14 protein-coding genes are annotated in these 20,989 nt (G+C 34.8%); 4 read left to right on the top strand and 10 right to left on the bottom strand.

What is annotated here, in order from left to right; all coding sequences use genetic code 11:
- Positions 1 to 2 precede the first annotated feature (2 nt).
- Together GSY47_RS07290 and GSY47_RS07285 are read right to left on the bottom strand one after the other, a co-directional pair.
- On the bottom strand, positions 3 to 1,367 hold the full coding sequence (locus GSY47_RS07290; RefSeq protein ID WP_179005167.1) for a HAMP domain-containing sensor histidine kinase: 1,365 nt from the start codon (positions 1,365 to 1,367) through the stop codon (positions 3 to 5).
- A complete protein-coding gene (locus GSY47_RS07285; protein ID WP_219071208.1) occupies positions 1,364 to 2,053 on the bottom strand; it encodes a response regulator transcription factor in 690 nt (229 codons plus the stop codon). The genes GSY47_RS07290 and GSY47_RS07285 overlap by 4 nt, the downstream gene beginning before the upstream one ends.
- 266 nt (positions 2,054 to 2,319) lie before the next feature.
- Between GSY47_RS07285 and GSY47_RS07280 the strand changes: the two genes are divergently transcribed.
- The 4 genes from GSY47_RS07280 (at position 2,320) to GSY47_RS07265 (ending at position 5,540) form a co-directional block, all read left to right on the top strand.
- Positions 2,320 to 3,648: a hypothetical protein gene (locus tag GSY47_RS07280; protein WP_179005165.1), complete on the top strand. Its 1,329-nt coding sequence runs from the start codon at positions 2,320 to 2,322 to the stop codon at positions 3,646 to 3,648.
- A gap of 12 nt (positions 3,649 to 3,660) precedes the next feature.
- Complete coding sequence (locus GSY47_RS07275; protein WP_179005164.1) at positions 3,661 to 4,080, top strand: Dabb family protein; 420 nt, start codon at positions 3,661 to 3,663, stop codon at positions 4,078 to 4,080.
- 208 nt (positions 4,081 to 4,288) lie between these two features.
- Positions 4,289 to 4,762 (top strand): cupin domain-containing protein, encoded by a 474-nt coding sequence (locus GSY47_RS07270; protein WP_246611279.1) that lies wholly within the window; start codon positions 4,289 to 4,291, stop codon positions 4,760 to 4,762.
- Between the two features lie 196 nt (positions 4,763 to 4,958).
- The gene (locus GSY47_RS07265; RefSeq protein ID WP_219071207.1) at positions 4,959 to 5,540 is read left to right on the top strand and encodes a hypothetical protein; all 582 of its coding nucleotides are present in this window, start codon (positions 4,959 to 4,961) and stop codon (positions 5,538 to 5,540) included.
- Here GSY47_RS07265 and GSY47_RS07260 read toward each other — a convergent pair.
- From GSY47_RS07260 to GSY47_RS07225, 8 genes are all read right to left on the bottom strand, one after another.
- Positions 5,530 to 8,001, bottom strand: coding sequence for a glycoside hydrolase family 95 protein (locus tag GSY47_RS07260; protein ID WP_179005161.1), 2,472 nt, complete (start codon positions 7,999 to 8,001; stop codon positions 5,530 to 5,532). The two genes, GSY47_RS07265 and GSY47_RS07260, sit on opposite strands and share 11 nt — an antisense overlap.
- A gap of 135 nt (positions 8,002 to 8,136) precedes the next feature.
- Positions 8,137 to 10,116 (bottom strand): alpha-L-arabinofuranosidase C-terminal domain-containing protein, encoded by a 1,980-nt coding sequence (locus GSY47_RS07255; protein WP_219071206.1) that lies wholly within the window; start codon positions 10,114 to 10,116, stop codon positions 8,137 to 8,139.
- A 126-nt stretch (positions 10,117 to 10,242) separates the two neighbouring features.
- A complete protein-coding gene (locus tag GSY47_RS07250; RefSeq protein ID WP_179005157.1) occupies positions 10,243 to 11,682 on the bottom strand; it encodes a glycoside hydrolase family 28 protein in 1,440 nt (479 codons plus the stop codon).
- A 203-nt stretch (positions 11,683 to 11,885) separates the two neighbouring features.
- Positions 11,886 to 13,415: a glycoside hydrolase family 28 protein gene (locus GSY47_RS07245; protein WP_179005155.1), complete on the bottom strand. Its 1,530-nt coding sequence runs from the start codon at positions 13,413 to 13,415 to the stop codon at positions 11,886 to 11,888.
- A 227-nt stretch (positions 13,416 to 13,642) separates the two neighbouring features.
- Positions 13,643 to 15,280 (bottom strand): sodium/sugar symporter, encoded by a 1,638-nt coding sequence (locus GSY47_RS07240; protein ID WP_219071205.1) that lies wholly within the window; start codon positions 15,278 to 15,280, stop codon positions 13,643 to 13,645.
- 56 nt (positions 15,281 to 15,336) lie between these two features.
- Positions 15,337 to 16,479: an acyltransferase family protein gene (locus GSY47_RS07235; protein ID WP_179005151.1), complete on the bottom strand. Its 1,143-nt coding sequence runs from the start codon at positions 16,477 to 16,479 to the stop codon at positions 15,337 to 15,339.
- A 180-nt stretch (positions 16,480 to 16,659) separates the two neighbouring features.
- Positions 16,660 to 19,794 carry a glycoside hydrolase family 2 TIM barrel-domain containing protein gene (locus GSY47_RS07230; protein ID WP_179005149.1) on the bottom strand — a complete coding sequence of 1,045 codons (3,135 nt, stop codon included), beginning with the start codon at positions 19,792 to 19,794 and terminating at the stop codon, positions 16,660 to 16,662.
- 181 nt (positions 19,795 to 19,975) lie between these two features.
- Positions 19,976 to 20,863 carry an inositol oxygenase family protein gene (locus tag GSY47_RS07225; RefSeq protein WP_091493158.1) on the bottom strand — a complete coding sequence of 296 codons (888 nt, stop codon included), beginning with the start codon at positions 20,861 to 20,863 and terminating at the stop codon, positions 19,976 to 19,978.
- Between the last annotated feature and the right edge of the window lie 126 nt (positions 20,864 to 20,989).

Below are 20,989 nucleotides of genomic sequence, written 5' to 3'. Positions count from 1 at the left end.
AATTACTGCAATGGCAAAGTGATCGTAAATATGGTGCCTTTGCCAACGATAGAACGAACATCAATCGAACCATTGTGCAGGCTGATAATTTGTTTTACAATAGATAATCCGATGCCATAACCATTTTCATGATCTTTGTTTTTGCCTCGATAAAATAAGTTGTATATTTTTTCAAGATCGGCTTCTGGAATTCCTATTCCTTCATCTGAAAAGGTTAATGTAATTTTTTCTGATGAAGCGTTAATCTCTACATTACAAGAATGATTTTCAGAATATTTACAAGCGTTTTCCATGATATTTGAAAAAGCAATCTGCAGCAGATATGGATTTCCAGTATAATTATAAACACTGCCATCGGTGTCGCCCAAATTGGTGTAACTTATTCCAATCTTGTATTTTACCTCTTTCTTATTTATCAGATTTAATTTGGCATCGACCAAAATTTCATCGATTCTGGTTGGCGACATCTTGATTTGTGAGACATCATAATTCGCCCTTGCAAAATCTAAAAGTGCTGTCGAAAGCTGCGATACATGATTGGCTTCTTCTAAAGCATTATCCAATGATTTTTTATAATCGTCAATAGTTTGATTCAATTCTTTTCCCAGTTCAATTTCGGCAATCAAAATAGAAAGAGGCGTTCGAAATTCATGTGAAATAGTGGTCACAAAATTTCGATGATTGTTAAAGGATTTTTCTAATCTGTTGAAAGTCGTATTAAAAGTCTGTGTCAGTTCATAAAGCTCGTCTTTGGCTTTTGGAACCACAATTCGTTTGTTCAAATTATGTTCGGAGATATCCCTGATTTGAAAAATAATATCTTTCAACGGTTTTAGGGTATAATAGGAAAACCCAAAACCAATAATGAAAACCAGAACAATCGAAATAAAATATACATAAAGTACATTTTCTTTAAAAGCATTAATGTGGTTCAAACCGGTTACATCTATTGCTCTTCCAACAATATAATATTCTTTATTATTGTCTTTGTATAAAATACCTCGATATTGGTATTTTTCATCTGCCCAGTTTAAGGATTTATTCTTTTTTATAGTCTCTAATATTTTTTGATTGCCAAGCGGTGGCATATTATCCGAAAAATAAATATTAAAATTGCTGTCATAAACACTTATATCGGCTTCGTTTAATACCTTTTTATTTTTAGTATGCAGAAATTTAATGAGGTCTTTGTTGATTTGGGCATCAAATATAAACTCGGCACGCCAGGTTATTTTATAATCCAGACGATCAAAAAATTCATCTTTTCTGTTTTTTTCGGAAACAAAATAGACGCTGTACGCAAATACGAATAAAATAAAAGCCGTTAAAATAGCATAAGCAAGGGCAGTTCGGGTTACTAATTTCATATTTTATTGCTTAAAATAAATCCCATTCCTACTTTGGTATGAATTAGTTTCTGATCAAAATCTTTGTCTATTTTCTTTCTCAAATAAGCAATATAGACATCTATATAATTGGTTCCTGTATCAAAATTATTTCCCCAGACATTATCGGCAATTTCATCGCGAGTAAGCAATCGTTCCGGATGCTGCATCAGAAAATGGAGTAAATTAAATTCTTTCGGAGTCAGATTAATTGTTATTCCTTGTCTGTAAACTACTTTGGTTCGTTTGTCCAGAACAAGATCATTATACGTGATTTGAGAAGTTTCTTCAACAGTATAAACAGCATCATTTTTACGCTGTAATAAAGCTTTAACTCTGGCATAAAGTTCTCTTATTTCAAAAGGTTTTACGAGATAATCATCTGCGCCGGCATCAAAACCTTCAATCTTTTCATCAATGGTTCCTAAAGCGGTAAGCATAATGATTGGGATTTTTTTTCCGGATTGACGGATCTTTTTACAGAAAGTAATGCCATCCATTCCAGCCAGCATAATATCGGTAATGATTAATTCAAAATCAATTTTCTCTAAAAGGATAAGTCCTTCCTCTGCTTCTTCTGCAATATATACCTGATATCCCTGACTCTCTAATCCTCTTTTCAGCAAAGCCGAAACCCTGCTGTTATCTTCCACAATTAAGATCTTCATCTATGTCTTTTCCTTTTAAAATCGAAATCAAATTTACGACAATATTTTCTTTTTCTAATAGCAGGTTAAAATGGCTCACATTTCAAACAAATACAAAACACCCTGTTTTACAATACTTTAAATAAAAAAAAGAATCAATTTCTAATAACATTCTATAGCCTTTCTAATACTTTTCTAATAACCCAAAGTGTATCCTGAATCTACCTTTGTCGAGTCAAAAACAAGTAGTGATCACTACCAGAACAAAATGTAAATTTTAACTATACATGAAAACAAATTATTTAAAAATTGGATTGTGTTTTTTTCTGCTTGCAGGATTTATCAATACAATTAATGCTCAAAAAAAGAATGATTTTGGAAACCCAACTTTAACCAAATATTTAAACGATGAAAAAACACGTTCAATCTCATTCAGTGGTTATACTGAAATCTGGGCCCGCTACTCTGAACTTAATCCGGGAAGTTTGGTAAATGGCGAACAAGTTAACAGTATTTCTGATTTATCATTACGAAGAGTTAGGGTAAAAATGTCTTATCAGCCTACAGAAAAATTCACGTTTGTATTACAAGGTGGTTTAACAAATGTAAACGTCGCTTCTAAAACTACTCCTGCATTTGAACTTTTAGACGCTTATGCTGAATATAAATTTAACGATATAATTGCTGCCGGTGCAGGACGTTCAACCTGGAGAGGTTTATCCCGATTCACCACTGGACCTTTGAATACTTTATTGTACGATCTGCCTTCTTATGCAACGGGAAATGCTGGTATATCAGACGAAACGGTAAGAGAATTGAGTGTTTATGCTAAAGGACAAATAGGAAAATTAGATTATCGTTTGGTTATTGCCGATCCTTATACGAATGTAAGCGCTGATCCGCAATATAATCTTGCAACGTTTAGCAAAACACATCCAAATAAAGATTACTCCGGTTATTTTAAATATGAATTCTTTGATTCTGAAAACAATTCTTCTCCATTCCATTCTGGTACTTATAATGGTAAAAAGAAAGTTCTGGCGTTAGGAGCTGGTTTTGAATACATGCACAATGCATTATGGCATTTAGATGAAGCAAAAACGACTATTAATGATGACGAAAAAAGTTTTGCTGTCGATCTTTTCTATGATACGCCAATTAACAAAGATCGAGGTACTTCTTTCAGTGCTTATGCCATGGCAATGAACAATAATTACGGGCCAAATTATGTGCGTTATTCTGGAGTTAGCAATCCTGCAAGCGGTGTAAATACTTCTGTAAGCAGTCTGAATGGAGCTGGAAACAATTCTCCTGTTATAGGAACCGGAAACACTTATTATGTACAAGTCGGTGGAACGCTTCCTTATTTCAACAAAGCCAAAAACAGTCTCCAGTTACAGCCGGCGGGAAGTGTAATGCTTTCTGATCTTGACGGACTTCACGATAAAGCGTTGACTTATGATGCGGGGATTTCTTTACTCATGAACGGCATGTCTTCAAGATTAACTTTTGATGCTCAAAATCGTCCTATTTATACTTTGAATGATGCAAACTTAGCCACAGTTTCAGATCGAAAATGGCAGTATGTTTTAAAATACAGAATTGACTTTAATTAAAACTTTACGATTATGGAAAGACGAAATTTTATTATAAAATCGGCGAGCGCGGGAGCACTTGCATTGACTGGAGCAAAAGTATTGGCTAATACTTCAACTGAAACAGAATCACAGCACAAAACGGTTTATTTTCATTATCTGCTTTTCTGGCTTAAACCTGAACTTACTTCAGAACAAGTCGAAGATTTCAAAAACTTTTTTGAAGGACTTAAAAAGCTTCCGTATGTGAAAAATGTTCGTTACGGAAAACCTGCCAATTCAACGCCTAGACCTGTTGTGGATAATTCTTTTACGTACAATGCTTCAATGGAATTTGATTCATTAGAAGACTTAGAAACCTACGGAAAACTGGATGCTCATCTTGCTTTAGTGGGCAAATACAAACCATTCTTCAATAAAATGATGGTTCACGATTCTGTATACATTCAATAAAAAATTTTAAACACATAGCCCCGATAGCTATCGGGGATAGTTATTTCTTTATCTAAAAAAGAATAGAGAAAGAAACTAGTTTCTAACACATAGTTTGCTATGTATTTTGATGCAAATGAAATGCCTTTGCACGGTTGCTTAATCTATGTTTCTATGTGTTTAAAATTAATTACAAAAAATAATTATTACTTTTAAATTTAATACCAAAATGAAAAATCTATTAAAAGGATTTATCCTAACTGCATTTCTTATGGCAGCAAACAGCAATTATGCACAAGAGCACAAAAAAGTTCAAGTGAAAGCTTTGGAAGAAGCAGCTGAAATTCCAGCGTACCGACTTATTAATAAACCTGATGGTTCTTGTACTTTCGAAAAAGGTTCTATTCCATCCTTAAAACACATGAATACCGCTTCTTTCTGGTACAGCAATAAAACAGAAGAATGGGAAAAAAATGCCCATCCAGCACCGAGAAAACAATATGTAATTACGGTAAAAGGCAAAATTAAATTTAAAGTATCAGACGGAAGTACTTTCATCATCGAGCCTGGAGTAGTTTTACTTGCCGAAGATCTTAAAGGAAAAGGCCACAGCTGGGATATGGTGGACAGCGATGTTTGGGAAAGACTTTATATTCCGATTACCGAAAATTCAGATGATCTTTTTAAAGCGGAATCCAATTAAATGAAATATTAAGCGACTGCAATAAAAGATGGATTTATTGCTAGTAAATGAGGTGTTTGATTCGTCAAGCACCTTTTTTTTGACACAAAAACAACTTTTAATTAACTGTATATCAAAAATTTATTTATCTTTAACATTCCCTCATCTAAACACAGATTTACAATCTGAACAGCCTGACCATCTAAATTTTATAATTATGAAGTGGTTCGTCAATTTAGGATTTCCGTTTAAAAACAAGGTTGCAGTACAAAATCTTGAACAAGACACAGCCGACTTAGAAAAAGGGAAAGAGCTCTATCTTTCCAGTCAATTTTCTGAAGCTTTATCTTATCTCGATAATGCTTTAAACTCAGGTTTTAATAGTACGGTTTATGAATTGAGGGCAAAATGTTTCCAGCAGTTAAATTATCATTACAAAGCCATTGACGACTTTGATAAAGTGATTGAAGACAATCCGTTAGAGTTTTCTTATTACTACAGCCGAGCAGTTTCAAAAAATGCCGTTTCTGATATTACAGGTCAGATTGAAGACCTTCAAAACTGCATTTATTACTACAAGAAAAATAAAAATATAGAAAGCCGTATTTTACAAAATCTTGAAACCGATTTAATTACCGCTGGAAATTATATTGAGAGCGTAAAAAATACGATTACCTCCGTTCCTAACAATTCTTACTTAGAAATAAAAAATCTGATTAACGAATGTCTGCTTCAGATTAAAAGAATCAGGCTTCGAACCAGAAGATTTAAAACACAAAGATTCAAATCTATTTCGTAGGCACAACATTATAAGTCATTCCTTTTTTAGTATCAAATGTTGCCGTATAACCAATAGATGATTTTTTACTTTTAACGTTTAGTTTTTCAATTATAAATGGTTCAGCAGACCTTACAGAACAAGTGCCTCCAATATTAGACACAATTTTTGCTTGAGTCAATTTACCTGCATTCCATTTAATATCTACTTTAAAATTACCTTTTGCAGTAATGCCTTTAATTTCTCCGTCTGTCCAAGCATCTGGAAGCGCTGGAAGCAAATGAATTTCTTTATTCTGGCTCTGCATTAACATTTCGATCACACCGGCAGTTCCTGCAAAGTTTCCATCAATCTGAAAAGGCGGATGCGCATCAAACAAATTTGGATAACAACCTCCGTGTCGTTTGTACTTAGGATCATTATCTTTTGTTAACCTTAATTGATTTTTGAATAATGTATAAGCGTGATTTCCGTCTAAAAGTCTCGCCCACATATTTACTTTCCAAGCTAAACTCCAGCCTGTTCCATCGTCGCCGCGCAGTTCTAATGTTTTCTTTGCTGCTGTGGCTAATTCTGGTGTATTGAGTGGCGAAATTAAATTAGCTGGATGCAAAGCATACAAATGAGAAGTATGCCTGTGATGCGGATCTTCTTCTTCAAAATCTTTATACCATTCTAATAATTGTCCTTTACTTCCAATTTGAAAAGGCAGTAATTCAGTAGCTGCTTTATTTACTTTTTCTCTGAATTCTGAATCGGTTCCTAAAACTTTAGAAGCTTCAACTGTATTTTCGAATAAATCTTTAATAATTCCAATATCCATTGTAGAAGCCGTCGTTACAACACCTTTCTTTTTGCCATCGTAATAAAACATATTTTCTGGCGAAGTCGAAGGCATTGTGACCAAATGGCCTTTTTTGTCTTTCTGCAGCCAATCTAAACTAAATTCTGCAGCACCTTTTATAATTGGATATACTTTTTTCAAATAAGCTTTATCGCCAGTATATTCATAATGTTCCCATAAATGTCTGCTCAGCCAGTTCGCTCCCATATACCAGTTTGCCCACATAGGGTCTCCTTTTCCAAAATCGCCCACAGGATTCGTCATCGCCCAGATATCAGAGTTATGATGCAAAACCCAGCCGTTGGCATGATAATAACTTTTGGCGGTTTCGGTTCCTGTTACAGAAGCATTTTTAATGTATTCGTCAAGCGGAAAAAATAATTCAGACAAACTTCCTGATTCTACAGGCCAGTAATTCATCTGTAAATTGATGTTTGTTGTGTAGTTACTGCTCCAAGGCGCACGAAGTTTATTATTCCAAATTCCTTGTAAATTGGCTGGTGCGTTGTGTGTCCGAGAAGAAGAAATCAACAAATAACGTCCAAACTGAAAAAACAAAGCTTCTAATCCAGCATCTTTTTCTCCTTTTGCATATTCTTCCAATCGTACATCTGTTGCAAGATTAGATTTATTGGTTTCTTTTTCATTCAACTTTAAGGAAACCCTATTGAAGAGTTTTTGAAAATCGGCTATATGCTCTTTTAATAAACTATCGTACTTTTTAGCAATTGCCTTTTTAATCGGAGCTTCAGCGAATTGATGTTCGTCTTTTCCATCGCTGTCAGGGCATTTATCAAATTCGTTGAAACTAGTTGCTGCCGAAACGAAAAGCAAAATCTCCGAGGCATTTTTAATCACTAATTTATTTCCGTCAGCACTTATTTCTCCGTCTTTTATGACAGGTTTAATAATCAGTTCAAAACGCATTCCTCTGCATCCTGACGCATCTTCGTAAATCACTGGTTCTTTGTTGTAATCAATATAATTTGGATCAGAATGTGATGGCGCTTTTCCTTTTAAAACCAAGGTCTGATTTTGTACTGTTCTTTCATTTTTCAAAAGACTTGAAGCATCCAGTGTCACAGATAATTTTTTAAGTTGATCTGCTGAAAGTTTAATCACGATACATTGCGCAGGTGCCGAAGCAAAAATTTCTCTTTTGTACTTTACACCGGCAACACTAAAATTGGTAACTGCCAATCCTGTCTGTAAATCTAGACTTCTATTATAATTCTCTGTTTTTTGTCCACCAAAATCTTGTTTTAAAATAAGATCTCCCAATGGCATAAAACTTTCGCTGTAGGGGCCTTGCATGTTTTTAGTCAAAGTATAGGCTTTCTCAAAATCCTCATTCGTTAACGCTTCTCTAATTAATGCTAGATTCTTGAAAGCATCTGGATTTACATTTTTCTGTACCGGTCCGCCACTCCACAAAGTAGCTTCATTGAGCTGAATTAATTCGGAATCTACTCTTCCAAAAACCATTGCGCCAAGTGTACCATTCCCTACCGGCAAAGCTTCTGTCCATTCTACAGCTGGCTGTTGGTATTGCAGTTTTAAATCTTGCTGTGCAAAAACAGAAAATCCTGTTAATGCAAACAATAAAAAAAGGCTTTTTTGAAGAGAATGGTAAGGCATGTGTTTTTATTTTTTAAATGATAAGATAAATCAATGGGCAATTTATATGTATTTAATTATCAACAGAAACCTGACAGGTTTAATCGTGCGAATAAAAAATTTTATTTCAACCCTTTATTCGTATGAATACTAATTTTAGATTGTTTTCAATTTCAAAACAGTTACAGAATAAGCAGGAAGATTCAATTGCTGCTTTCCTTTTGTTATTTTGTATTCACTTTGTTTTGGAGTAATTTTTTTAGGTTCTGCAAACGTATTTTCATCTTGTAAATTTGCGCTTACCAAACTAATTATACTTCCTTTTGATCCCAGTTTTGCTCCTTTCAAGTCGATACTCACTTCTGATGCTGTTGATGCTGTATTAACCAATTTCACAATAATTTCTTTACTGTTTACATCTTTTACTGCTGAAGCATATAAATTATTCTGACCAATTAAAGCTTTTCCGTCCTGAGTAATATCCAACAAATCTGTTCCTTTATTGGTGGAGAATAATTGCTGTACATAATAATTGGCTGAACCGTGAGAATCCAAATTATTGAACCAAATCATATCTGGTGTCCATTGCCAAGCATCTTCGTGTGCCATCAAAGGAGCGTAAGATGTTAAATGAACTACTGCAGCATTTCTTTCCAATCCTGTTATAAAAGCCGCTTCAGAAAAAGCACATTCCCAATTATTTCTGTTATTTGGATTAGCACCTGAAACACTTTGCGCTGCATATTCTCCAGCAAATATTTTTGGGCCTTTTCGGTCATATTTATCATAACGACCGGCATTTTCCCTAAACCATTTCGGGCTTTGGTAATAATGTTCATCAACTAACTCTGCATTCAGTTTTTTAAGTTCTTCCATTGCAAAATCAAAGTGTTCGCCATCTGGAGAAGGCCCGCTTCCTGAAACAATTATAATGTTTGGATATTTTGCTTTAATTGCTTTTTCAAAAATCTTATATCTATCAATATAATCTGGCCCCCATTGTTCGTTTCCAACTCCGATATATTTTAAATTAAATGGTTTTGGATGTCCCATATCATAACGGATTTTACCCCAAGTTGTCGTAACTGCTCCATTCGCAAATTCAATCAAATCTAAAGCATCTTGTACATAAGGATCTAGTTCGTCTAAAGGAGTCAACTCTCCTGTATTGTACTGACACGCCATACCACAGCTTAAAATTGGAAGCGGTTCTGCGCCAATGTCTTCTGAAAGCTGGAAATATTCAAAAAAACCTAATCCGAAACTTTGGAAATAATCAGGAGTTAGTTTATGGTTGAACTCTACATTCCAACGGTTCATTTTTGTTTCTCTATCTTCTACATTTCCAATCGATTTTTTCCATTGGTAACGATCAGCCAAAGTTCTTCCCTCTACAATACAACCTCCTGGAAAACGTAAAAATCCGGGTTTCATATCATACAAAAGCTGTACAAGATCTTTACGAAGGCCATTTTTTCTGTTTTTCCAAGTATCTTCTGGGAACAGCGAAATCATATCTAAATCTATCGTTCCTGTTCCTTCAAAAGTGATCTTCAGCTTTGCTTTTGCCTCGGTTTGAGTAGCTGTAATTTGAGCTGTATAATTTGCCCATTGCTCCGATTTTGGTATAATACTCGTTTCTCCCAGTACTTTTTGGTCTTTACCAATTAACTGCACAATGATTTTTTTGATGGCTCCTTTAGGATTGGACGCTTTTAAAGAAAGATTGTATTTTGCATCTTTCTTTACTCCCATTCCTCTGAAACCTTCATTTATTAAAGCATAACCTTTATCATTATTAATTTCAACTCGGCAAAAATTAGTATTATTGGATGCTATATTAATGGGCAGTGCACTACCCGATTCTTTGTTTAAAGATGACCTTTTGGTATTAGGCTGTTCCCATCCCATCAAAGGTTTTTCAAATTCGAAAGATCTGTTTTTAATCATTTCCGCGTATAGTCCGCCATCTGCAGCAAAATTGATGTCTTCAAAAAACAAACCAAACATAGTTGGCTGGATTTTAGTTATCGTTTTGGAAGCATCAACTTCTAAAGTCGCTTTTTGAGCATTTCCATAAATACTACTAAATAGTAAACCACTTATGAATAATGTTGAAATTACATTTCTTTTCATTGTATTGTTTTTATATTGAGAATATACTTGCAATATATTAATTAATCTTTTTAGAGCCTATGAAAAGTATCACGTCACAAAAGTTTATTGTTACTTTTACACTTATAATTCTTTCACAAGAATAGATCACTTCTTAACTGCCTCATACTTATTTGGAAAAGCCGCTTCTCCATCTAAATTGATGACTTTCAAAACATCAACATTTTTACTTTCAACTGCATATTTAAAATAATCTGGTTTGTTTTTACCCCATTGCACTGTGCAGTTCTGAACTTTGATACTTTCTGCAGTATCAAAATAGAATCCTGAAGTACTTCCTCTTACAAAACCTTCTACATTTGCAGGTCGTCTGTCGTATAATCCGCCAGGGAAAGAAGTTGTTTTGTCCATAAAAACACTCACATTATCAAAGACAATATTCTTGATTTTATCTTTTGATTCTCCGCTTACAAAAACACCGTTTTCTCCTGTACATTGAATATTAGAAAAATAAATATTCTTAATCTCGCCTACTTTTCCTTCTGTTGCTCCTTTTGGAAAACGCCAGTTCGCATCTTTATGATTCGCTTTTGCTCTGCTGAAAGCCGTTATATAAATTGGTTCTGCTTTTCCCCACCAAGTATCGGTATTTAATTTGCTTTCGATAATGATGTTAGAGAAAATAACATCGCTTACTGTCCCTTCATCACGGTTTTGAATTCCTAATGCACGATTGCTATTTTTGATGATACAATTATTGAAAACTACTTGTCGAATCGCATCCATATTTTCTGAACCAATTTTAATGGCACAGCTGCTGCTGGTCATCGTACAATTGGTTACCGTAATATTTTCGCAGGCACCAAATTCTTCAAACTCCCTTCTATTTTTCAAACAGATACAATCGTCGCCACTTTCGATATAACAATCGCTGATTCTCACATTTTTTGAATGATCTAAATCGATTCCGTCGCTGTTGCGGACTTTCAAACTATTCAGTAAAGTAATACCACTGATGACAACATCATTACAACCAATCAAATGAACTGTCCAATACGCCGAATTTCCGATATGAACATCTTTAATTCTGATATTTTTTCCGCCAATAATTGTCAATACGTGAGGTCTTGGGTCTAATACATTGAACGGTTTTAAGACATAAGCATCCTCTTCTTCTGCACCCATAAAAGAAATTCCGTTTCCATCTATTTTCCCGCTGCCGCTAATGGTAAAATCTTCAATATTTTCTCCGCCAATCCAAATTGTTCCTTCTCCTGGATTGGTTCTGAAAGCACTTTTGGTATAAAGCTTTTCGTCAGGACTTGCTAATAATTTAGCACCAGCTTCGATATGCAAATCTACTTTTGATTTTACATCAATTGGCCCGGCCAAAAAGGTAAAAGGTGCTGGAATTAAAACTCTTCCGCCCGTTTTACTGCAGGCATCAATTGCTTTTTGGATAGCTGCTGCATCATTTGTTTTTCCGTCTCCTTTTGCTCCGTATTTTTTAATATCGTAAATTTTCTGTGCGGAAACGGTTAACGAAAGGCAGAAAATGATGAGCGCGATTATAGATTTCTTTTTCATATTTTTTAATTTTTTTTTATGCCACAAAGGCGCAAAGGCACTAAGTTTTTTTGTTTCACGCAGATCTTGCAGATTTTAGCAGATTCTGCAGATTTTTTTTAAGAAATCAAATTAAATCTGCTAAAATCTGCAAGATCTGCGTGAAACAAAATTTATAATCTGTGGCAAAAAACTTTGCGTCTTTGCGTCTTAGTGGCTAACTACTAATGTGCTGGTAATTCAAATTTATTTTGCTCTGGTTCGATTTTTCTTTTTAGAGATTCGCTGTCCAAATTACTTGATGAAACATCTTTAAAAACAATTTGATTGATTTTATCTAACGGAACATCAATTCCTTTCATGGTCAGATTTTTTACATCATCAAAAACGAAAGCGGGACGAAAATCTTCTTTATCTAAAATCAGTTTGATGTTCTTCATTTCGATTCCGTTTACGTGACGCACATAAAATCCCCAAGATGGTAATTCTCCAAACATAGTAAATTCAGGATAACCGTTGCTATTTTCTTTTACATCTTTCAATCGGCTTAAAGGATGATATGCCATGCCTTTTGAAGCTCTTCCTGGATAAACGATTTCAATATTTTCTAAAGTCACATTTTCAATTAAATACCCCGGAATTCCGGCAATTGAAGCTGGAAACGGATTGTGGAAATAATCGACTTCAGGCCCGCGCATATCGTAATCAATATCTGGACGACCAAAAGGAACTTGTACTTTCACATTTTTAACTGATACATTTTTAATATAACCCGGTTTATCTCCATTTCTATGACCTAAACGGATCAAGATTGCATTACCAGTATTTACGGCAGTAATATCCGAAACTTTGATATTTTCAATCTCCGCACCATCAACAGATTCAATGGCAACCGCAGATCTGAACGTATCAAATACCTTGATATTTTCAATCGTTACGTTTTTGAAACTTCCGTAAGAACCAGTTCCAAATTTCACTGCATTGGCACTTGATCTAATGGTACAATTTCCAATGTAAATATTGTTATTATGCAATCCCGGCACTTCCGATTTCAAACAGATTCCATCATCTGCAGCATTTACATTACAATTGGTAATTTGGGCATTTTCACAGCCATCAAGGTCAATTCCGTCATTGTTCCAATACGCGCGGCTTTCCACTTTCATAAAATCAATCACAATGTTTTTACATGCTCTAAAGCACATTGTCCAGCCCGGACTATTTTTCAAAGTAATTTGAGTCATGGTAATCGAATCGCATTTAACAAACGAAATCAGTTTTCCTCTTCCGTCTTCAGGACGCATTCTTCTGTAATTATATTTCGGGTCAATTCGCACTCCTGTATGGTGCAGAGAATCAATTGCCAAAGCCAGATCTCTTCCTTGCCCGTCTATAATTCCTTTTCCGTTTACTGCTATATTTTTGGATTCATTCGCTATAATAAAAGCTCTGATTCCTTCATATTTTGGATAATCATCTGGATTGGTACTTCCAAGCAAAACAGCGCCTTCTTCAAAAAACAATTCTACATCACTTTTTAAAACAATACTTCCAGATAAAAAAGTTCCTTTCGAAAAAACAACTTTTCCTCCTTTACTTTTATTGGCTGCGTCAATTGCTTTTTGGATTGCTTTTGTATTTAATGTTTTTCCGTCTCCAACAGCGCCGTATTTTTTAACATCAAATACTTTCTGTGCCGAAACAGTTAAGGAAACGCAAAAAACAAACAGTACAAGTACAAAATTTCTTTTCATTAGTTATTATTTAAATTTTTATTCGCGATAGTATTGCTAATTTTTTTCACGCAGATTTGAAAAGATTTAAGCAGATTTCGCAGATTCTTTTTTAAAAGAGATCAACTTTAATCTGCCAAAATCTGCTCCCGATAGCTATCGAGACTGCTTGAAAAAAAATCCTTTTTAATCTTAATAATCTGTGCAATAAATATTTGAGCCTTTGTGCCTTCGTGGCAAAACAAAAACTACCAGAAAACAATGTACAAAGCCACCAATATCCCACTTATAATAAAAGAACCAACAATAAACTCTGATGATACTTTGAACATCGATTTATCTACTTCTATTTTATGAATTTCAGACTCCTCTTCAGAAACTGGTTTTGCCAAACTAATTCCCACCATTATCAATACAATGATAAAGAAAACAATAGTCATACGATCTAAGAAAGGATAATCTGGGAAAGCCCCTTCTGTCCACATTGGCAGGAATTTTAAAATCGCTGCAAGTGGCACTGTTAATAATGCGCCTGCCAATCCAGCAGCTGGTGTTGTTTTTTTCCAGAACATTCCCAACAAGAAAATAGCCAAAACTCCTGGCGAAAAGAATCCCACATATTCTTGTATAAACTGATACGCCTGATCTAATGATTTTAAAGCCGGCGCTACAAAAGCAGCAATAATCATACAAACGACAACGCACCATCTTCCTGTACGTACCAATTTCTTTTCTGATGCCTGAGAATTGAAATATTTTTTATAAATATCTAAAGAAAAAATAGTCGAAATACTATTGGCTTTTCCTGCTAAAGAAGCCACAATTGCTGCCGTTAAAGCTGCTAAAGCCACGCCTTTTAATCCCGCAGGCAATAAATTCATTAAAGTCGGATAGGCATGATCTGGTTTTAAAACTCCTGCTGCATCCACCATTTCCTGCTGAAACATTCCGTTTTCATGCATTACAAACATGGCAATACCCGGTAAAACAGCAATAATTGGAACTAATAATTTTAGGAAAGCAGCAAATAAAATTCCTTTTCTTGCAGTCTTCAAATCGGCTCCTAAAGCTCTTTGAACAATATACTGATTACAGCCCCAATACGCCAGATTATTGATCAACATACCTCCAACCAAAACCGACATTCCCGGCAGTTCACTGTAATGCGGATTGGATTCATCTAAAATCATATGTAAATGTCCCGGTGCTTCATCAGCAATAATGGCAAGTCCTTTTAGAATGTCTTTCCCAAAACCAAATTGATCTGAAAGTAAGGTCAAAGCCAAATAAGTCGTCACTAATCCACCCAGAATGAGCACAATAACCTGAAACATATCCGTATAACCAATTACTTTCATACCGCCTAAAGTCACAATTACAGAGAATAAACTCAGCGCAATAACGCAAAATTGAAAACTTACTGGCGCGATAGACGAAATGGCTAAAGCACCTAAATAAATGATTGACGTAAGATTGACAAATACATAAATCAACAGCCAGATAATGGCCATAATTGTACTCACTGTCCCGCTGTATCTTTTGGCGAGAAACTGAGGCATGGTAAAGATCTTATTTTTAAGATAAACGGGTAAAATAAACATTGCCACAATAATTAATGTGGCCGCCGACATCCATTCGTAAGAAGCAATCGCAAGTCCGATGGCAAAGCCTGAACCGCTCATACCAATAAAATGTTCTGCTGAAATATTAGAAGCAATCAACGAAGCTCCGATTGCCCACCACGTAAGTGAACCTTCGGCTAAGAAATATTCGTTGGAACTGGTTGCAGCTGTTTTTTTGCTTCTGTAAATATACATTCCATAAGCCGTAACTATGACAAAGTAAATAAAGAATACAATGTAATCTGCGGTTTGTAATACATTCATAATGTGTGGTTATTGTGTGGTTAGATAGTTAGATGTATTTTAAAATTTGATTGGCATCAAATCTTGAGAAACCATTTCTTTTTATATAAAAAATAGAGTAACAAAAGCTGTACAACAGTCACCGACAAAGCTGTAAAAAAAGGCTGCCAAGCAATTGATGTATATTGTATCAGTCCGCCAAAAACATAATCTGCCGTATGTTTAAAATCTACAGAACCTTCGGCAGCGATATAAATCAAAATAGAATTAGAACCGATTAAAACCAATGGGAATGCCCATTTTTGAAACCCTAATAAGTCAATTATTACATAGAAAAAGACAAAAAATAAAATACTGAATCCACCGACAAAACAAACAAAGGAACTTGTCCATAAATGCTTGTTGATTGGAAAATTAATATCCCAGATTAATCCTGCAATAATCAGAACTACAGCGGTTAAAGTCATTAAAAGCAGTTTTACTTTTATCGAAAAAGGACATTTTGCTTTTAGAAACGTTCCAATAAAAACCCCTAATAAAGCTGTTGAAATTGCCGGAAGAGTTGAAAATATTCCTTCTGGATCATAAACGGTGCTATGTAATCTTCCTGGTAAAAACAAACGGTCAATATAACCTTCCAGTGAACCTTCTTTGGTTAAAACCCCTGCTCCAAAATCGGGAACTGGAATCCATTTCATTGCCACATAATAGCCAATTAAAATTCCGAAAAACCAGATTAATTGTTTCTTGAAATCAAAATTTAAATAGATGATTCCGGCAAAAAACCAAGCCAATCCGATTCGGCCTAAAACACTTGCAAAACGAGTATGATCAAAACCATCAAAACGAAGCAATCCATTTACTATAAATCCTAAAACCAGTAAAATACAGGTTCTTCTTAGCATTGATAAATAGATTTTACGCTTCTCGCTTGAAGGTAATTCTTGTGGTGTTTTTACTCCCGCCAAACTCATTTTCTTTTCAAAAGAGAAAGGCATCGAAACTCCAGCAACAAATAGAAAGACAGGAAAAATCATGTCATAAAATGTAATTCCATTCCATTCTGCATGATGCAGCTGTGAAGACATCCAGATAAAAATAGGAATTGGCGCTGCTTTGGCCAGAGCATGAATAATATGTTCACCGCTCATAATCCAAAACATAACAAATCCGCGAAGCACATCTAAAGAGATTAGTCTTCCATTTGTAGGGTTACTCATTTTATTTAGTATTCAGTGGTCAATAGTTAGTGGTCAATAGTTAGTGGTCAGTGGTCAGGTTTTTAGTGGTCAGTCTTACGAAAGTGGTCAGTGGTCAGATTTTTAGTAATCAGTTTAGTTTGTTTTTATCAACAAACTGTGGCAAAAACTGAACACTAAAAATCTGAATACTGAAGACTTTTAAAAAATTGGTTTAATAATAAATCCGTAGTTATACTCACTTTTTGTTAATTGATATTGCTCATGAGGCGGTAATCCCCAGCTGTTGTCTCCTCCTAGACCGCGTTGGGTTAAGTCAACACAAACTACAACTTCATTTCTTGGAGTGATGTCGCTGGAGTGAATGTTCTTTTTAGAAATTCCTCCGTCAAAATCACTCGGATAATTATTGAGAGTACTTATACCTAAAGGTTGCAGACCTTTTATTTCCAAGCCATTTCCTGAATTGCTTGACAATTTAAACCAGCGTATATCCGTCTTGTATCCATTTTCTTGTGGGCGTGTATAAGGCACATATTGGTCTGCAACTTTACTAGTATAAATTCCTTTGAAAGATGCTGTTTTTCTGTCTGGATAATTTTCTAATGGCCCTCTTCCGTAATAATCCAGATTTTCTAAGCTATTTTTTAAAGTAAAAATCATTCCGAAACGCGGTAATTCCGGAACTGGATTCGCTCCTTTTTTATAAGCAACCTGTATTTCTAAATCTCCATTGTTTCCCAGTGCATATTTGATGGTATAATCAGAAGCAACATCATTTAGTTTTAATTTCGCAACGATATATTTTTTGCCGTTTTCTTCTTTCTGCTGGATGCTTTCCAGAGAAGTATTTTTCCCAGCCGTTCTCCAGACATTGGTTCTAATCTGCATTTTATTTCCAATGTCATTATCCGTTGGCGCTCTCCAGAAATTTGGTTCAGGATATTGTTTGAAATATTCTTCACCTTTTAAACTGTAATACGAAATCAATCCAGTCGATTTGCTGATTTTAACTGTAACATTATCTGAAGTCAGCACAAAATGGTCTTTGTCGTCCTGAACTTTTGCAGTACTTTCTTTTTCTGATTTTTCGAAATATTTACTGTCTTCAATTACAAATTGTTCTTTGGCAATTTCAAAGTTTTTAGGCAATAATTCTGAACCTTCTTTTGTGTTAGCAAAAACATTCAGTAAATATTCTGTTCCTTCTTTCGATTCTATTTTTGGTAAATCAAGCTTAAACTGTTTTTTTGACTTTGGATCCAAAGCAACATTGATTGTTCCTTCTTTGATCACTTTACCATTTTCCAGAACTTCATATCTAAAGTTGTATTTATTCAGGTTTGTAAATCCGAAATCATTATTAATTTCAATTACGCCGTTTTTAATATCAACTGCTTTGAATAAAATATTCTGATAGACTTTTTTCACTTCAAAAGCTCCAACATGCGGTGTTCTGTCTGGATAAACTAATCCGTTATGGCAGAAATTTTCATCGTTTAGATAATTCTGGCTTCCCATATCACCACCGTAAGTCCAATATTTACGACCCGCTTCATCAACTCCATAAAATCCCTGATCTACCCAATCCCAGATAAATCCACCCTGCATATTTTTGCTTCCGCGAATGATATCCCAATATTCCTGAAAATTTCCGCTGCTGTTTCCCATAGCATGCGAATACTCACACATAATATACGGACGACTCACTTCTTTTCTTGCCGCATATTCTTTCATGTATTCAATTGTTGGATACATTGGGCAGACGATATCGGTATTTTCGTTTTCTTTCGCCTGCTCAAATTGAACCAAACGGGAATTATCTCTCTTTTTGATCCATTTGTAGGCTTCGTGGAAAACAGGTCCGTTAGCACTTTCATTTCCTAATGACCAAATAATGACCGATGGCATATTTTTATCTCTTTCTACCAAACTGTAAATTCGGTCTAAATGTGCTTCTCTCCATTCTGGAAGATGTCCTGGATTTGTTTTTGGATTCATCCAGATTAGAGGTTGCCCTTCTACTCCCATTCCGTGGCTTTCGATATTGGCTTCATCCACCAAAAACAAACCGTATTTATTACATAGTTTTACCCATAAAATATTGTTCGGATAATGACTGCAGCGAACGGAATTAATATTCAGCTGTTTCATCATTTTGATGTCTTTCATCATCGTAGCCTCATCCTGATAGTGTCCCGTTACAGGATTATGCTCATGAATATTTACACCGTGAACCATCAATCGGACGCCGTTTACCAATAATTGTCCGCCTTTTAATTCTACTTTTCTGAATCCGATTTGTGTTGAAACGGTCTCTACAATTTCTCCTTTTGCATTTTTTAAGGTTAAAAGTAAAGTGTATAAATTCGGCGTTTCACTGCTCCACAATTTTGGGCTTGAAACAGACTGAGAAAAATTAATGTTCTGAATTTTTGATGCTTCAAAATTGACATTGAATTCTTTACTGAAAACATTTTTACCAGAAGCATCAACCAATTTCGCCACCAGCTTTTGATTGTTTACCGCTTTCGAAGTCAGATTTTTTAGACTCACATCAACATTTAAACTTCCGTTTTTATACTTCGCATCTAAATCCGGTTTCGCAAAGAAATCTGAAACACGAACATCTTCGGTGCTGTACAAATAAACATTTCTGTCAATTCCGGAAAGTCTCCACATGTCCTGATCTTCCAGATACGAACCGTCGCTCCATCTGTACACTTCTACAGCCAGATTGTTTTTTCCAGGTTTTAAATATTTAGAAATATCAAATTCTGCGGGACTTTTGGTGTTTTCAGTATAACCTACTTTTTCGCCGTTTACCCAAATGTACATAGCCGATGTTCCTGCTTCAAAATGAAGAAAAACATGTCGGTTTTTCCAGTTTTCAGGCAGTACAAAATCTCTTTTATAAGACCCTACAGGATTATCCCAATGATTAATGAAAGGCGGATTTTTCTCAAACGGATATGTAATATTGGTATAAATTGGCACACCATATCCATTTAATTCCCAATTGGAAGGCACTTGAAGGTCTTTCCAATGCAGTGTACTGAAATCTGTTTTATAAAAATCTTTCGGACGTTCGTCTGGTGTTGGCGACCAGGAAAATTTCCATGTTCCGTTTAGAGAAAAATACCAAGGAGAATTTTCATATTTATCCATTATGGCAGAAGTTTCATCTGCATAAGGAAGAAAAGCAGCGCGGGCTGGTTCTCTGTTAATTTGAAATACCTCAGGATTTTCCCAATCGTTACGTTCTTTTTCCTGAGCCGAAATACCCGCCGAGAAAAGCAGTAAAAGGCTTATAAAAAATATTTTGGTTTTCTGCATTATTTTGGTTTTAGATAGCTGGTAATTATTTTTTTTCAACACATAGAAACATAGTTTTTCTTTGTATAAAAAGGCATTTCATTTATTACAAAAAACATAGCTATGTGTGGGAAACTAGTTTCTTTTAATTAATACTCTTACACTCAAAAAAATCTATGTTTCTATGGGGTTAAATAAACTTTTAAAACTTCAATTTTTCAGGTAAATATTTAGCAACTAATTCTTTATAATAAGGAAGCAATGCTTTTACATCTGGTTTAACTGGAGCTTTAGTGTACAAATCATAAGGATTGAATTTTCTAACCCAATCAAACATTTCGATATCTTTTTCATTCATTAAATGTGCATAGGCATTTTCTTTATGCTGAGAATAAAAAGAGTGGTAACGAATCATATACAAAGCTGGATCTGGCAGATAATCTTTCATAATCTGATACAGATATTCATCATGACCCCAGCTCATTTTTACCTTATCCAATCCGCAGTTTTGGGTGTAGATTCCTAGTTTGGTATTGAATCTCTCGTCTGTATAATCTGGATTTTCTTTAAAGAATTCTGAATATACAATTTTATCTGAATACGCACAGCCTACTGGAAATGTATCTCCAACCACAGCCCATTGCGGTTCTCCAAACAAACATAAAACTTTACCTAAATCATGGATAAAACCTGTAAGTACAAACCAATCCGGATGACCATCGGCACGAATGGCCTCTGAAGTCTGTAAAAGGTGTTGTGTCTGATCTAAGTCAATATCTGGGTCGCTGTCGTCTACAAGTGTGTTCAAAAACTCAACAGCTTCCCAGATTGACATTTCTTTTCTATTAAATTGCAGAAATTCTTGTTCTTTACTGCATACAAAGTCATAAGTTTGATAGGTATGGTTAATTCTGTAAAACTCCTTAACCGTTTCTACTCTTTCTGAATCGACATAATTCCTGAATTCTTCTTTCTGCTTTTCTTTTACCTCTTCATTTTCTTCAGAAGGATCAGGATATCGCATTAACAAATCATCTTCCCACTCATCTAAATTTTTCAACGGATTGTCTGTGTCTATATGCTTTTTCATAATGGTTAATAGTTAAAAGTTACTAACACAAAAATAGAATTACATATTCCTTTCAAAATGGATTAATACATCAAAAACATGGATAATTCTGATTATTGTAGGATTTTTACGTTTTATTTGGTTAAA

Source organism: Flavobacterium quisquiliarum (genome assembly GCF_019308285.1).
Lineage (GTDB): Bacteria > Bacteroidota > Bacteroidia > Flavobacteriales > Flavobacteriaceae > Flavobacterium > Flavobacterium quisquiliarum.
The sequence above is the reverse complement of the archived record's forward strand: the minus strand, read 5'-3'. Positions and strand labels throughout refer to the sequence as shown.